Origin of the sequence: Flavobacterium sp. SORGH_AS_0622, assembly GCF_030818825.1 — a bacterium.
Lineage (GTDB): Bacteria > Bacteroidota > Bacteroidia > Flavobacteriales > Flavobacteriaceae > Flavobacterium.
The window spans coordinates 2,194,168-2,208,796 of sequence record NZ_JAUTAX010000001.1; the positions used below are offsets into that span (position 1 = coordinate 2,194,168).

A 14,629-nucleotide genomic window follows, 5' to 3' on the forward strand; every position below is an offset into this window, starting at 1 on the left:
AAGTTATATTATTTCAGAATCATCAGCGGTGCCTTCAAATTCTGTATTTTTTGTAAATGTAATTTTGATTGTCAGTCCGCTGTCGTTTTTCATTTCAAACTCTCCATCAATTTGGTCGGTCAATCCCATCATTAAGTTCATTCCCAGCGAATTTCTTTCCGTATCTTCAAAGTTTTCAGGAAGTCCAACGCCGTTGTCGGCAATTACTAGTTTATAGTTGTTTTCGCCTGTATTTTTAAGTTCAATCGTTACTTTTCCTTTTCTGTCTTTTGGAAAAGCATATTTAATCGCATTATTAATCGCTTCGTTGATTATTAATCCAAGCGGAACTGCTTGTGCCACATCAAGATATACTTTTTCAGTTTCTAAAGCAAAATTGATCTTGGTATCAGTATCAAAACATTCCCTCATATAAGTGATCAATTCAAAAATATACCATGACATATCTATATTTGCGAGATTATCAGATTGATATAATTTTTGATGAATAAGCGACATGGCGTGCATTCGGTGCTGACTGTTTTGGATTGCCAGTAAAGCATCTTCGTTATCCAGATAAGCCGATTGTGTATTTAATAAACTAATGACAATCTGAAGGTTGTTTTTTACTCTATGATGAATTTCTTTTAAAAGCCATTCTTTCTCCAAAAGCATTTTTTTGTTCAGTTCGTTTTGTGCTTCAATCTGCTGACGCTTGATTTCGAGTTGTTCGTTTTTCTTTTTTTTCAGGCGGAAGCTTTTGTACAAAACGGCCAGAAAAAGAATCAAAACAACCACACTGCCTATAAAAACATAACGAATTACGGTATCTTTTTGAATTTGAATTTCCTGTACTTTTGCCTGCTGTTTAAGCAGATCGATATTTTTATCTTTTTGTTCGCTTTCAAATTCAACCTGCAAACTGCTGATCTGCTTGCTTTTTTCTCCCTTAAAAACCGAATCAGAAAGGCTTTTGTATAATTGGTAATGCTTAATCGCACTGATGTAATCTCCTCGTGAAGAATCGGCTTTAAACCAAATATTATGACTTTCAGAACGAATATTATTATTTCCCATTGCCGCAGCAATTGAATCTAATTTTTTAATGTTTCGATAAAAAGAAGGATAGTTTTTAACCTGATAGTGATATGCTGCAAAACTTCTTAAAACAGCAAAAGTATTACCGTTTCTATCGGCATTGTCACCATAGTAATCGGCCATTTTTTTGTAATAAATTGCTGCTTTGGCATTTTTTTGAATTCGGTAAATATTAAATAAAAGATAATTCTCGGTCATTATACGCTCAATATTTGAGGTTGGATAATGATCCTGCATTTCTTTGATGAGTTTCAGGGCTTCGTTTTCTTTTTTCTGGCGAATATATAATGAACTCAAATTGTCGGCAATTGTTCGTACATATTCTGTATCCTTATATTGTGTTGCAATTTTAAGAGCTTTTTGCCAGTATTCCTCAGTTTTATCATTCTGGCGGAGGTAATAATACACCAAAGCTACATGATTGTAAATAGAACTTAGCTGTAAGGTTTTATCGTTTAATGCTATAGCAGTTTTTTCTGCTAAAAGTCCATATTTTAAGGCTTCTGGGAAATTGCCTTTTTGTGTATAAATTTCGGCAAGAATATTACAAATTCCCTGTATATCTTTATAATGTATGGATTTATAAAGCGCAAGAGATTCTAATGAAATAGCTTCTGCTTTATCAGGATTTTCGCTGGTGCTGTAGTATTCGCCAAGTTCTTGTAATACCGTAGCTTGTTTTTTTCGGGCTCCTGATTTTTTGAATAATGCAATAGCTTTTTCTTTATATTTTGCTTTTTCGTCGCCTTCAGATTGCATCGCCAGTTCGTTATAACTTTCTCCAAGCTGTTCTGGCATGTTATTTTTTTCAAAATAAGCTATAGCATTCTGGGTGTTTTTGAGTGCATTTCTGGAATTGCCGCTTTCTCTAGCGATTTGTGCAGCTAAAAGTATCGTTTTTCCTTTTCCGAGTTTGTAACCTAAAGAGTTACTAAGGTTTTTTGCTTTTAGATTGATAACAGATGCGCTGTCGAGATCTTCCTTAAATTCGCCTGTTTTGGTAAGATAATAATTGCTTAAAGCCAAGAGCAATTCGACTTTTTTGCTGTCATTGCCGGCCAAAGTAATTTTCTTTCTTAACACAACTGGATCTTCTTTGGACTGCGCAATGGAGTTAGGATTTGCAGATAAAAATAATGATAGAGTACATAAAAAACGTACATAGTTTTTAAAGGAAAAAATGGTGGTATTATTCATTTTTTAAAGGTAATCTATTATTAGAAATCTGCAAATCCTTATCTAATTTTGTCTACTTATTGCGGTGGTACCAGTAACAAATAATCATGGCCAGACCTGGTATCAATAAAGTTCCCAGTCCGAAAAACTTTCCGGCAATAGCTCCTAGAAAACAGCCTGTAAGAAATCCTAAAATAGTAACGAGTTGCTTTTTAAAACTTAACAGCGAATCTGCATCGTTTGTACCGTTTTTTATAAGGTTTCCTAAATCCAGCGAAGCTTGTGTTACATTTCCGGTCATCATCGTTGTAGGGCCGTGCGTTTCCTTAGCAAATAATTTTCCAAAAGCATTTTGTAATCCCATTGCAAAAACGGTTGTCATGGCTACGATATAAATTGCCCATTCTGAAAATATTTGCAAATAACCAAAAACATAAGACGCGATACCGCACAAAACCAGTACGATCCCTTCCCAGAATAAGATAGTATAATGGTTTACACTTTTTAAAGCGATTCTTCCGCCAACGATTACGGCAAAGATAAAGACTGGAAAGGTCAGCAATTTGATCCACGCGTGGGCATCAGAACCTTTAATGATTTGATATGCGAAGACAATAAAGTTGCCCGTAACGTGTGCCGAGAAAATCGAATCGGCTGCGACGAAAGTTACAGTGTCGCAATACCCTGCTATCATAGTGAGAAGCAGGGTTACGTAGCAGATATTTTTTTGCATTTCCATAATTTATTATTTTAAATGAGCACGAAGCATCCAAGCCATTTTTTCGTGATTTTCTACAAGACCTGTAATAAAATCGCTGGTTCCCGCGTCTTGTAATTCGTTAGCAATTAAATTAATGTTTTCACGCAGATAAACAATAATGCTTTCGTGATCAATAAGCAATTCTTTAATAAAGCCATTGCTGTCATTATTCTCTTGTAACTCTTCTGAAAGATGCGTAAGCGCTAAGAAATCTTTTAGAGTTGCAGGCGTATAATGACCCAAAGATCTGATTCTTTCCGCAACCGTATCTACAATTTGGTCGATCGCATCGTATTGTTGTTCGAAAAAAAGATGTTTATTGTAAAAATCTGGTCCTTCAACATTCCAGTGTGCTCGTTTTGTTTTAGTGTAAAGTATAAATTCGTCTGCAAGGATTTTAATTAATACTTCTACGACATTGTTAATGCTTTCTTGTTTAATTCCGATGTTTGCTTTCATTTTAAATTAGGTTTAATAAATAATAATCAAGTGAATATTTTCCTGCTCCAAGTGCAAGAATTAATAATAAGGATAAAGTGTACATGTACGGAATGTCACGCACTTCTAGTGAATCTTTCTGGTGTACCACAAAATAACCAACAGCCGTTACGCCAATTGTAGGTAAAATTGCAAGGCGTGTTCCTAGGCCGAGCATAATAAAAAAGGGTACAACAGTATCAGAGAAAGTTGCAACCAATCCGTTTAGTTTTTCCGGCAGATGCAGCGGATTCGGAACGTGCTCTTTTTGTCCATTTTCGACTCTGAATTTCTTCATTCCATGAACCCTGAATAATTCTATTGCTAATAAGACTCTGAATATTAAAAACGCGATGTTATTGAATGAAGTTCCTAAATCTGAATTAAGGATTTGTTTTATAATGTCTGTCATTTGTTTTGTATTTAAAATGCAAAGCAGGAACAGCCCAATGCGCCCCAGAATGCGTTATAATTATTAACGGGAACATTGCTCATTCTAGCGATATCGTGGCTGTGTGCATGCACATCACAACTTCCGGAGCAGCTGTGTATCTGAGACGTTAATCCTGGTTTTGAATCGGCTTTTGCATTATTCTCGATTGTACTCTGGAAGCTGCTTTTCGAAGGATATCCGTTATAAATGTTTGTTGGCGACCAGTCCGGCAGAATCGGAATATGCGGAGGTGAGAACGAAGAAAAATCGCCATTTGCATACACAATTTTTCCATCGACAATGGTTAAATCGGCTTCTATTTTTTTGATTTCTTCGTCTTCAATTGTAAAATAATCACGGTCCAGAACTGCCAAATCTGCAAACATTCCAGTTCTGATATCGCCTTTTTTGGTTTGCTCCTGAGAAAACCAAGCGCTCCCTCTGGTATACAATTCCAAAGCGGTTTGTCGGTCTAATCTAGTTTCGTTGTACAATTGAAGACCGCCGACTGTTTTTCCAACCGTCATCCAGTACATAGAAACCCACGGATTGTAGCTGCTCACACGAGTAGCATCAGAACCGCTGCCAACTGGAACTTCCATCTCAATCATTTTTTTGATTGGAGGTGTGTTTTCGGCTGCCTTTGCGCCGTAGCGATCTGTAAAATATTCTCCCTGATAAGCCATTCTGCTTTGTACTGCGATTCCGCCGCCAAGCGCTTTTACCCGTTCGATGTTTCTTTCGTCAATCGTTTCGGCGTGATCAAAGATCCACGGTAATCCATTGAAAGGCACGTCCTGATTTATTTTTTCGAAGACATTTAAAAATCTGGTTATGCTTTCGTTGTAAGTCGCATGAAGTCTAAAAGGCCAGCGGTTTTCTACCAAAAGGCGGACTACTTTTTCCAGTTCTGCTTCCATATTTTCTGGTAAATCAGGTCTTGGCTGTAAGAAATCTTCGAAGTCGGCAGCAGAAAAAACCAGCATTTCGCCCGCACCGTTATGACGGTACATATCATCGCCCTGATACAATTTTACGTTATCAATCCAATCTGAAAAATCTTCAAATTCGTGTTTTGGTTTTTGTGTGAAAAGATTGTAAGCGATTCTTACCGTTAGTTGTTTCTTTTCATTCAATTCGTTTACCACTTTATAATCATCAGGAAAATTCTGAAATCCGCCACCGGCATCAATTACACTTGTAATTCCGAAACGGTTTAATTCTTTCATAAAATGACGCGTCGAATTAATCTGATGCTCATATGAAAGTGTCGGCCCTTTTGCCAGAGTCGAATACAAAATCATGGCGTTTGGCGTTGCAATAATCAATCCTGTTGGTTCGCCTTTAGCATCTCTTTCTATATAACCTCCTGGAGGTGCTGGTGTATTTTTATTGTAACCAACTGCTTTTAAAGCCGCTCTGTTCATAATCGCCCTGTCATATAAATGCAGGATAAAAACTGGAGTTTCGGGAGCAATCGCATTGATTTCTTCTAAAGTCGGCATTCTGCGTTCAGCAAACTGAAACTCCGACCATCCACCCACAACACGAACCCATTGCGGATTTGGCGTGCGGTCCACCTGCTCTTTCAACATTCGAAGTGCATCTGCCAAAGAAGGAACACCATCCCAGCGTAATTCCAGATTATAATTTAAGCCGCCACGGATTAAGTGAATATGCGAATCATTGATTCCGGGAACCACTCTTTTATTTTGAAGATCGATTATTTTGGTTGCTGAAGATGCAAATTCCATTATATCGCTGTCGTTTCCTACGGCAATAAATTTCCCGTCTTTAATGGCTACAGCCGTTACGTTTGGGGTTTCTGCATTGAAACTGTGTATTTTTCCGTTGAATAAAATTAAATCTGCTTTCATAACTTCAATTATTTAGAGTTCAGTTTTGCAATTGCTTCTTGAATGCCTTCGCCTGCAACATTATAAAAAGCTGGGCCTGCAAGCAGGATAATTTTAGTTAAAGGTTTATGATCTGATAATTTTTTCTGTTTTAAATACGTCTGCGTTCTATAGGCTTCAAAAGAACCTAAAACCACATTTGCGGCTACTAAAGCTGTTGGAGAATCTATTCCAGCATCTTTAATATCAGAAGCAAAAGAAAAATCACTTACACCTAAACGCAAAGCCTCGCGCATTGCCACACTTCCCACACTGATCATCAAATCAGGCGTAAATTTTGTGCGGTCGCCTAAACCAATAAGCAAAAGTTTTTTTGATGCTAAAGTTCCTTTTGGCGGTGTAATTAATAAGGTTTCAAGTGAATGTCCTGTAAATTTGCCGCTTTTGCGTAATTCTGTAATTAAGCCTTTAAAAGCGTCATCTAAATGCACCATTCCGTTTAGGTTTGCCGGAAGGGCAGGAGGGTTAAATATGTCACCTTCTGTATATTCAAAAACGCAGGCAACCTGTAAATCTGCTTCTGCAGACGATGGTCCCTGAACCAATCCGTTTACCGAAACTCCGTCTACTTTACCCCAAGTTGTAGTGGAACCGAGTGCGGCGGTTTGTGCAAAAGCTTGATTAATAAACAAGCCTGCTGTTAAAATAAATAGAAACATTATGTTTCTAAGCTTGTATGTTAAGATTGTATTTTTCATTGTTTAAATATTTAGTTGTGGAATATTTTTTAACACATGTAGACATATATTTTATTTTTGCCAGATAAAAGGATGCAGAAAAAACTAGTTTCTCACATATAGTTATGTGCATTAATGTAAGTGAAACGCCTTTTTGTACAGGACTAAAAAAGCTATGTATCTATGTGTTTAAATAAATTTTTGTGGTTAATAAATTATTAGTTTGTTTAAAATTTAAATCCAAGGCGGGCATTAAAAAAAACTCCGTCTTTAGAATTTGGAATGATGTCGTTGATAAAAGCGCCTGTTTTAAAATATTGAATGCCGCTTACGACTGATATATATTTGTTGACATTATAAGTGAAATTGGCTAAATAAGCCGTCCCGATATAGCGCTCGTCTGACATGCTTCCCGGACGATTGAGCACTCCGCTTGGTCTGTAAACACCATCTTGGAGTGAATATCTCCAATTGAAAACCACATCGACCTGCATCTTTAATGAAGGAAGTAAATCCATCGTGGCATAGGGATGAATATCGATAAGGTTTACTGGACCCACTTGCGGACTAAATCCGAAATAGCCTCCTTTTGGGAAAAGCGGATTAAACGTCTGAAGATTTCCGTCGCCTTGATTATTATCTCCCGATATGTAATCATTTCGAAGATTTATGGTCGGTTTAAATTTGATATTTTCAAACATATATCCAATATCAACAGATCCTGTCCAGGCATTTATATTTCCAGAACCAAATTTTCCAAATTGATAAGCCGCTTCCAGATTGTAAATAAAACCGCCGCCGTATTTCCAGAATCGTGTACCCAAAGTATGTCTTCGTTCTGGAGCAATTCCTTCTTCAAAAACGGCTTCATCTCTACGAATTCCGAGGTAATAAAGGTCAAGGTTTCCTGCTTTCGGAATAATTATTTTAGAATACGCGCCCCAGAGATTCAGCTCTTTTTTCATTTTATTATCAAAAACGCCTGTGAAAATTTCGTCTTCCATCATCGCAAAAGCGTCAATAAAAAGTCGGGCAGAGGAGTACATTACTTTTCCTCCTGTAAAATACAATCTTGCATTGGGCCCTTCTCGTACCGAAATCAACCTTCCGGAACCGTAATCCAATTCTTGTCTTCCGGCGCGGAAAGTTATTTTTTTATCTTCTTTTTGATAAACATTCACATCTAAAAAAAGATTCTGAACGTTGAGCTGATCTTCGTCAATTCCTCTTGGTCCGTTGATTCTTCCTTCTTGTAATGCACTTCTTAATTGTGCAAACACCCTGAAGGTTTTTCCTAAATGAATATCGGCATGCAGATCGTAGCGCTGTAAAAGAAAATTGTTATGACCAATATTTAACCTTCCCCAATCTTCATTATCAAAATCAACATATTCATATCGGGCTTCACCTCCCAAAGAAAGGTAAAAATCCTGCTCTTCATTTAAAGGAATAAATTTCAACTTCTCGTAAAAATTTCGCGTAGAATCTTTTAACGATTCGTAATTTTCGTCGTAGCGCAAAAGCTTAAAATTTTGAGCCGATACCGAATTTCCTATGAGGAGAAAAACGAGTAATAACTTGACGATTTTGAATTTGGATTTTGCTGATTCCAAGATAATGAAGGTTAGAGGTTTCTTTAGTTTTTGTTTCTTCCGAATTTTCAAGTTTTAAGCTGAAATTTGACATTCATGTTAAATTTTGAAATTTTGAATTAGTGCTTTAACATATTGTGCGCATAGTGAATTCCTAAACCGTAAGAACCACCGTACTTTTTCATCAAATTGGTTACTGGAACATAAGTTCCTTCGCGAGCCCAGTCTCTTTGTAGTTCCAATAAATATTGGATGGATGTAATTGGCATTGCACCTGCTTGAATCATTCTTTGTACCGAGCGTTCATGAGCTTCTGCGCTTACGTCACCGCATGCATCTGTAATTACATAGACTTCATAACCTTCTTCAATTGCAGACAAAGCTGGCCCAACGATGCAAACACCTGTCCATAATCCTGCAAGCACTAATTTCTTTTTATTTTTTCCTGTAATCGCTTTGTAAGCTGCTTCGTCTTCCCACGTATTCATTGAAGTACGGTCAATATATCCCGAAGTTGCAATAGGATAAAATTCTTCAAGCTCTGGGAAAACAGGTCCTGAAAAGCTTTCTTCGGCAACTGTTGTTACAACAGTATCAACATTGAAAATTTTTGATGCACCGGCCACAATTGCAACGTTGGTACGCAGTTCGCTTAACGGAATATTGTGTGTTGCAAATGCCATTTGACCTTCAAAGTCAATTAGTACTAAGGCGTGATTGTCTGGGGATAATAAGTTTGCGGATGGTTTCATATTATTTATTTTTAAAATTATCGGTTTTACTATTAATGGGTGGAAAGTTTCTTGATCATTTCGCTGGAAATTGAATCTGCGTAAATGCCAAAGGCACTAGTTAAAACACCTTTTACATTGTAGATTTCAGAAATGATTCCATATACAATATCTTCGTCTCCAGGATCGGTATCTCCTTCAAAACGGAATAAGTATTCGATTTTAAATTCTTCTGGTGACATGGATTGTTTGTTATTGTTATAGCGAATACAGTTTTCGTCGAGATTAAAATTTTCTGTAAAACCCTGTATGTTCAGCCATTTTAAAGCTTCTGTAACGGTGTCAAAAGATGGTTGTTGCAACGTACTCATAATTGGGGATGATTTTTAAACCGCCTGCAATAGCGGACTGGTAGCAGGCAGTTTAGTTAATTAAAGGCCGACAGATCAGGCTTTAATAAATTCTAAAATATCTTTATTGATAGTTTTTGCTTCTGTGGTTGGCATACCGTGAGGAAATCCCGGATATGAAATTAATTTTCCGTTTTTCAAAAGCGCTGCGGCTCTTGGTGCTTGAGCGTAAGGAACGATCTGGTCGTCTTCTCCGTGTAAAACTAAAACCGGAATATCTAAACTTTTTAAATCTTCAGTAAAATCAGATTCTGAAAATGCTTTAATTCCTTCATAATGAGCAAAAACAGAACCCATCATGCCCTGACGCCACCAATTGTGTTTGATGCCTTCCTGAACAGTTTGTCCTTCGCGGTTCCATCCGTAAAATGGAATTGGGAAATCGTAAAAGTATTGTGCTCTGTTAAAACCTGTTCCTTCTCTGATTTCGTCAAAAACTGATAATGGAACTCCTTCTGGATTTGATTCGTTTTGAATCATAATTGGTGTTACAGCGCTTATAATTACAGCTTTTGCCACGCGTCCTTTTCCGTATTTAGCAGCGTAACGAATTACTTCTCCGCCTCCTGTTGAGTGACCAACGTGAATAGCGTCTTTTAAATCTAAAGCTTCCGTTAAAGCTGCTACATCCGCTGCGTATGTTTCCATATTATTGTTTTCTCCGCTTTGTCCCGAGCGACCGTGCCCACGACGATCATGAGCTATAACTCTGTAACCTTGTTTAAGAAAAAACATCATTTGTGCATCCCAGTCATCGCTTGATAATGGCCATCCGTGGTGAAAAACGATTGGTTGTCCTGTTCCCCAATCTTTGTAGAAAATTTGTGTTCCGTCTTGTGCTGTAATTGTACTCATGGTTTTGATTTTTAGATTATTAAATTGTTTGAATATTTTATTTATAATTATGTTGTATTGCTTTGTTGGTACTGCAAATCTATTACGGACAAGAAAGTTGATCTGTTAACCTAGATTAAGAAGAAGTACTCTACCAGTACTTCTTAATCCAGATTAATTCTTAGCTCTTTTATCCAGCGCCTGATTTTGTTTGTTTGAATGTGATGCATCTTCAAACAGGTAAGCGCTGCATGACATTAGCCAAATAACATGCCTTTAAATTTATATAGTTGTTTATAAGGGTTTTGTAGATCTGCGGGATAATTATTTGTTACGATATATCGTAAATTTATTAATGCCGTGATGAGAATTAGGGAAGTTTAGAAAAAAAATCTACTAGATACAGATTCAAATGTCAATTCTGAACTACTTTTATTTATTAAAACAAAATTTTTAAAATAAAAAAAAAGCTATTTGTTAAAAAGCATTATTTTAGTCAAATAACTATTGAATAGTTTATTAACTTTCACTAACTAACTTATGAGTTTTAATACACCTATTGTAAAAAAAATATTTTCAATTGTCTTATTGGCGGTATGTATGTCTTGTAATTCTCAACAGGAAAAGGAAGTCAGGTTTGATACACAGACCATGAATTTGAAAGGAAATATTAAGCATATTACTGAAAAAACGGGGGATCATACTTGGGACTTTGAGTTTGAGGATAACAAACTTCTGCTTGTAAAGTCTTATTTCCTAGGGGCAAGTTATGATATGCAATATCGACTTGAATATTTGAAGGGGAAAATCTTGCAGATACATAGTAAATCATCAGTAGTAAGCCCCGAGATATTCAGTACGAATTTTGCAATGCGTCTGCCGCTATATGGATTCCATAACGTACAAAAACTAGTCAGAAATCAACAAGGAGATGTAGTGCGTGTATTTTATAAAAATCAAACGCCAAATGAATATACGCTAAAGTATACTTACGATAAGTTTAATAACTGGACTACTCGGGAACTTTATAGGCAGCCAGGTGATTACCTTAAAGAACGCACCGAAAGAACCATTCTTTATGACAGGAAAGTGGAGCATAATGAGATACGCTCCTGGAACAGCAGACTAGATTCTGTATTTACCGCAGCTCAAAAAAGAAATGAATTCATTGCAATTTCAATAAACAATAGTATTGAAAAGGATTATCCTAAGCTAAACCAAATCAATAGCTATCTGAATAAAAATTTTGAAGCTGTTCAAGCGGCTGAGGCTTATGTTAATAAGCTTATTGTTCAGTTCGATTCCACATATGGAAAAGAAAATCTCTCCAAAGAATTACAGGTTCTCAAAGATAAGATGGTAATTCTGCAGTCCATTGCAATGAAAGAAAATTTCTTATGGTCAGAGGCAAGAGTTTATATTCCAATGCTGATAAGTGGTGAAGTGAGCGTAAAAGATGTGCAGGAACCTTATCAGTCCAGGACTTTAATTACTGCTTCGCTAGAACGCATTAGTACTATACGTTTATGGGAGGAGCAATACAGAAATAAATAGTATTTGACTAAAAGTTTAAGGTGCAAATTAATACTTAAGATTTTTTTGTTTAAAGAGAACGAAAGAATAAACCAAAGATTATTTTTTGAAGGAGCAGAATAGAAACCGATACTAATTAGTACTAAAACAGATTTGTTACTTTACTAAAAGCAAATTGCTTTATACTTGTAATGTTTTACAAATCTGAAATTCATCGACTTTATTTTTTTTACTAAGCAGTTAATTTGCATCAGGGAGGGTTTTAAGAAGCAGTTAGATAGGATATTATCACTAAATTAAAGAAGGAATAAAAAAAAACCGTTAATGATAACGGTTTTTTATAAGTGTTAAATCTGAGTACATTAAAATTTTCGCTGAGAAGGTTTATAATTGTGGAGTGTGCTACTACCTGTCTCATTTCTGGTAAGTTCATCTTCTTTAAGTTCCTCGTTGCCAATTTCCCCTATTTCGAATTCCTTGTTAACGGGATTATCCTGATCTGATTCTATGGTTTTAAAGGATGAACTTTCAGCTTCATCACTCTTCTGGGTGTCAATTTCAGTTTCAAAACCTTCAGATGGATCATTTTCTCTAAGATCCTCTTCAATGTCTTGTTCGGTTATATCTTTTGATTCACTGTCCGATTCATTGTCGAGATTCTCTGAATCGTAAGGATTGCTGTTTAGATCTGTACTTTTCGGGTCTGAATTGGAAATTTTACGCTCCTCCTGATCGTAAGATTCATTGTTTTCTTCTTTCATAATATACTATTTTTAAAGTTTATATTTGTTTTCTCTGCCTATTATACTTGTTACTGCTTATCTCCTGCAAGGGCTATTTTCTTTTACCCCGTCCCGAAGCAGCGCTGGGTAGAGGATTTCTCAGCATTAATGCACGAATCATCTCCTTTTGCTGTTTTTGATTTAGCACCCATGACGACTATTTTTAAGTGTAATAAAATTAAAAAATAGCTGTGCTGTTTCATTACAGAATAACGGGCGGAATTTTACAGGATTATGACTAATTAGAAGGGCAGCAGGTTTGCGGATCTGTGCCGAGTGTTACTCTGACTTGACTAAAAGCTGTTTGTAAGATAGATTATCGTTTCCTGTTTTGTCATTTTCCTTTTTGAAAATCTTTTTGGTCTTCTGCTAAATGATTATCACATCCCTCTTTTGGCAGGTAAGAAAACAATTCAATTCAATTCAATTATTCTCAGCGTCCCTGAATGGACGAGACTTACATTAAGATGAAAGGAAAACGGTTTTATATTAGAGGGAAGTTGATAGATCTGTCAATACAGTTGATTTCTTATTAACCAAGAGAAGGCAGAGAATGAGCGTCATTTCTAATTAAAGCAATTAGTAATAATTGCCGTCCAGTAGTAATAAACATTGATAAAAGAGGTTCTAATACACCTTCGATAAAAGGATATAACAAATGTTGATTCTCAAAGATTAAATCCGGTAAATGTAAATCTCAACAATATTGTCGAACAGGACCATCATTTTATAAATGGCGAATACAAATAGACTAGGTTTTAAAAGTTTTGAACTGGCTAGGCGAGCATTAAGTGGAATTGAAGTTGTGCATATGATTATAAAGAATCAGATGGTCAAACGAGGAATATCTATATTTAGATCATTCTGTAAATTGGCGGACTAACTTTTAAATCACCTCTTGTAAATTCTTTTTTATTTTTAAATGCAGATAGCCGCAGCTTTGAAGAACAGAGCTTAAAATATTGTAATATTATCGTAAGAAGCTGTAAGCTTTAGCTGGGAATACTGCCTTAAATTTGTACTTATACTGGTAATGGCATTATATAATCAGTCAGAAAAAACAGGGGACCGGCGGTGTTCGTCTGGAGGTTCTGTCCCAAATGATTTAGTTAATTACCAATATGTTTTCAGGCAGCCGCCGGCCGCCAAAGGACTCCCTTTTCTAAGGGAGTTTTTTTTATATCTGCAATTCAGTGGTTATTTTGTATTGGGAAGTGATTTTTTCAAACCATTTAACTCCAAATGGAGATAATCGAAGCAAGAGAGATTCGAACAAAATCTCCCCAACCTGCATTATCATGTTTAAACTGTTGATATGATTTTTATTATTGAGGAAATTTGGAAGTTATTCTGCCCTTATCGTCCAAAAACAGAATTTGTGCATTTCCAAGAGAGTCAACTTTCATTTGCAGCCTAACATTTCCTTTGGTATCTGATAAGTTTAGTACAGCATCTTTGTTTATATCCTTTCCTATAAAAACTCTATTTGCAAATGCTGGTTCAGAATTTTTAGGAAACCTAATCTCTTCTAGTCTCTTTTTTCTTTCAATATCGTTTGGGATTTTTTCTGCTTCTTTATATTCTTTTCTCCATTCTGCAAAATTTGGATCTTTGTGCCAGTCGTCTACATAAAGTCCTGTTTTTTTTGAGCCATTATCATCTAAATATTGCAGGTAAAGCACTTGGTTTTGGTCATATTGGTCAAAAGAAAAATGTCCAGATGCAAAATATTCTCCAGTTTTAATATCTTTTTTTCCTGTAAAAACAAGCCCGCCACATTCAGTTAATTCATCATTAAAGAATATCAGCCCTGGTCTTCCTCCTTCTTTTAAACCGTAAGTTTTTCCATGCATTAGGTTAGCAGGTGAATTTTGAGAGTTCGCTAATACTAGTCTTGTTTGTCCATTTGGTTCTACAATTGTTAATTTTTTTGCTGTGATTTCATTAAATGTTTCATTTTTATTGGAAACAAACGAATACAGAAAAAAGCAAATGATTAAAAGTGTTATTACATACAAATTAATAGTAAGGAATTTAACTTTCCTCTTCAAAATTAAAATTTCTTGATTTTCCATATTAAGGTTAATTTCTGGTTGGTTTTAAGATTATTGCTAAGTTTTTTCTGCTACAAGAATTTTGGGCTAAAGTAGTGTTTGTTTTTGCATAACGATATATAATAATTCAATAAAAATTGTCAAAAGCGATATATCTTGTCGAATATTTTTACTCTT

13 protein-coding genes are annotated in these 14,629 nt (G+C 35.8%); 1 reads left to right on the forward strand and 12 read right to left on the reverse strand.

Annotated elements, in window-relative coordinates; genetic code table 11:
* Positions 1-3 precede the first annotated feature (3 nt).
* From QE431_RS09525 to QE431_RS09570, 10 genes are all read right to left on the reverse strand, one after another.
* Positions 4-2,274 carry a histidine kinase dimerization/phosphoacceptor domain -containing protein gene (locus QE431_RS09525; protein ID WP_307295242.1) on the reverse strand — a complete coding sequence of 757 codons (2,271 nt, stop codon included), beginning with the start codon at positions 2,272-2,274 and terminating at the stop codon, positions 4-6.
* Positions 2,275-2,326: 52 nt separating this feature from the next.
* On the reverse strand, positions 2,327-2,992 hold the full coding sequence (locus tag QE431_RS09530) for a YoaK family protein (RefSeq protein ID WP_307295244.1): 666 nt from the start codon (positions 2,990-2,992) through the stop codon (positions 2,327-2,329).
* A 6-nt stretch (positions 2,993-2,998) separates the two neighbouring features.
* Positions 2,999-3,472, reverse strand: a complete 474-nt coding sequence (locus QE431_RS09535) for a Dps family protein (protein ID WP_057118089.1) — start codon at positions 3,470-3,472, stop codon at positions 2,999-3,001.
* Position 3,473: 1 nt separating this feature from the next.
* Positions 3,474-3,902 carry a DoxX family protein gene (locus QE431_RS09540; RefSeq protein ID WP_057118088.1) on the reverse strand — a complete coding sequence of 143 codons (429 nt, stop codon included), beginning with the start codon at positions 3,900-3,902 and terminating at the stop codon, positions 3,474-3,476.
* An 11-nt stretch (positions 3,903-3,913) separates the two neighbouring features.
* Complete coding sequence (locus QE431_RS09545) at positions 3,914-5,800, reverse strand: amidohydrolase (protein ID WP_307295246.1); 1,887 nt, start codon at positions 5,798-5,800, stop codon at positions 3,914-3,916.
* An 8-nt stretch (positions 5,801-5,808) separates the two neighbouring features.
* Positions 5,809-6,537, reverse strand: coding sequence for a M17 family peptidase N-terminal domain-containing protein (locus tag QE431_RS09550; protein ID WP_057118086.1), 729 nt, complete (start codon positions 6,535-6,537; stop codon positions 5,809-5,811).
* A gap of 206 nt (positions 6,538-6,743) precedes the next feature.
* Entirely contained in the window at positions 6,744-8,129 is a 1,386-nt protein-coding gene (locus QE431_RS09555; RefSeq protein ID WP_241774380.1) for an alginate export family protein, read from the reverse strand.
* Positions 8,130-8,227: 98 nt separating this feature from the next.
* Positions 8,228-8,860, reverse strand: coding sequence for a hydrolase (locus tag QE431_RS09560; protein ID WP_057118085.1), 633 nt, complete (start codon positions 8,858-8,860; stop codon positions 8,228-8,230).
* A gap of 32 nt (positions 8,861-8,892) precedes the next feature.
* The gene (locus QE431_RS09565; RefSeq protein WP_307295249.1) at positions 8,893-9,210 is read right to left on the reverse strand and encodes a phosphoribosylpyrophosphate synthetase; all 318 of its coding nucleotides are present in this window, start codon (positions 9,208-9,210) and stop codon (positions 8,893-8,895) included.
* A 75-nt stretch (positions 9,211-9,285) separates the two neighbouring features.
* Positions 9,286-10,104 (reverse strand): alpha/beta fold hydrolase, encoded by an 819-nt coding sequence (locus QE431_RS09570; RefSeq protein WP_307295251.1) that lies wholly within the window; start codon positions 10,102-10,104, stop codon positions 9,286-9,288.
* A 519-nt stretch (positions 10,105-10,623) separates the two neighbouring features.
* Here QE431_RS09570 and QE431_RS09575 point away from each other — a divergent pair.
* A complete protein-coding gene (locus QE431_RS09575; protein ID WP_307295253.1) occupies positions 10,624-11,637 on the forward strand; it encodes a hypothetical protein in 1,014 nt (337 codons plus the stop codon).
* 341 nt (positions 11,638-11,978) lie between these two features.
* On the opposite strand, the gene QE431_RS09580 is transcribed toward QE431_RS09575, so the two are convergent.
* A complete protein-coding gene (locus QE431_RS09580; protein ID WP_281865488.1) occupies positions 11,979-12,377 on the reverse strand; it encodes a hypothetical protein in 399 nt (132 codons plus the stop codon).
* Positions 12,378-13,723: 1,346 nt separating this feature from the next.
* On the reverse strand, positions 13,724-14,473 hold the full coding sequence (locus tag QE431_RS09585; protein WP_307295256.1) for a hypothetical protein: 750 nt from the start codon (positions 14,471-14,473) through the stop codon (positions 13,724-13,726).
* Positions 14,474-14,629: the final 156 nt, after the last annotated feature.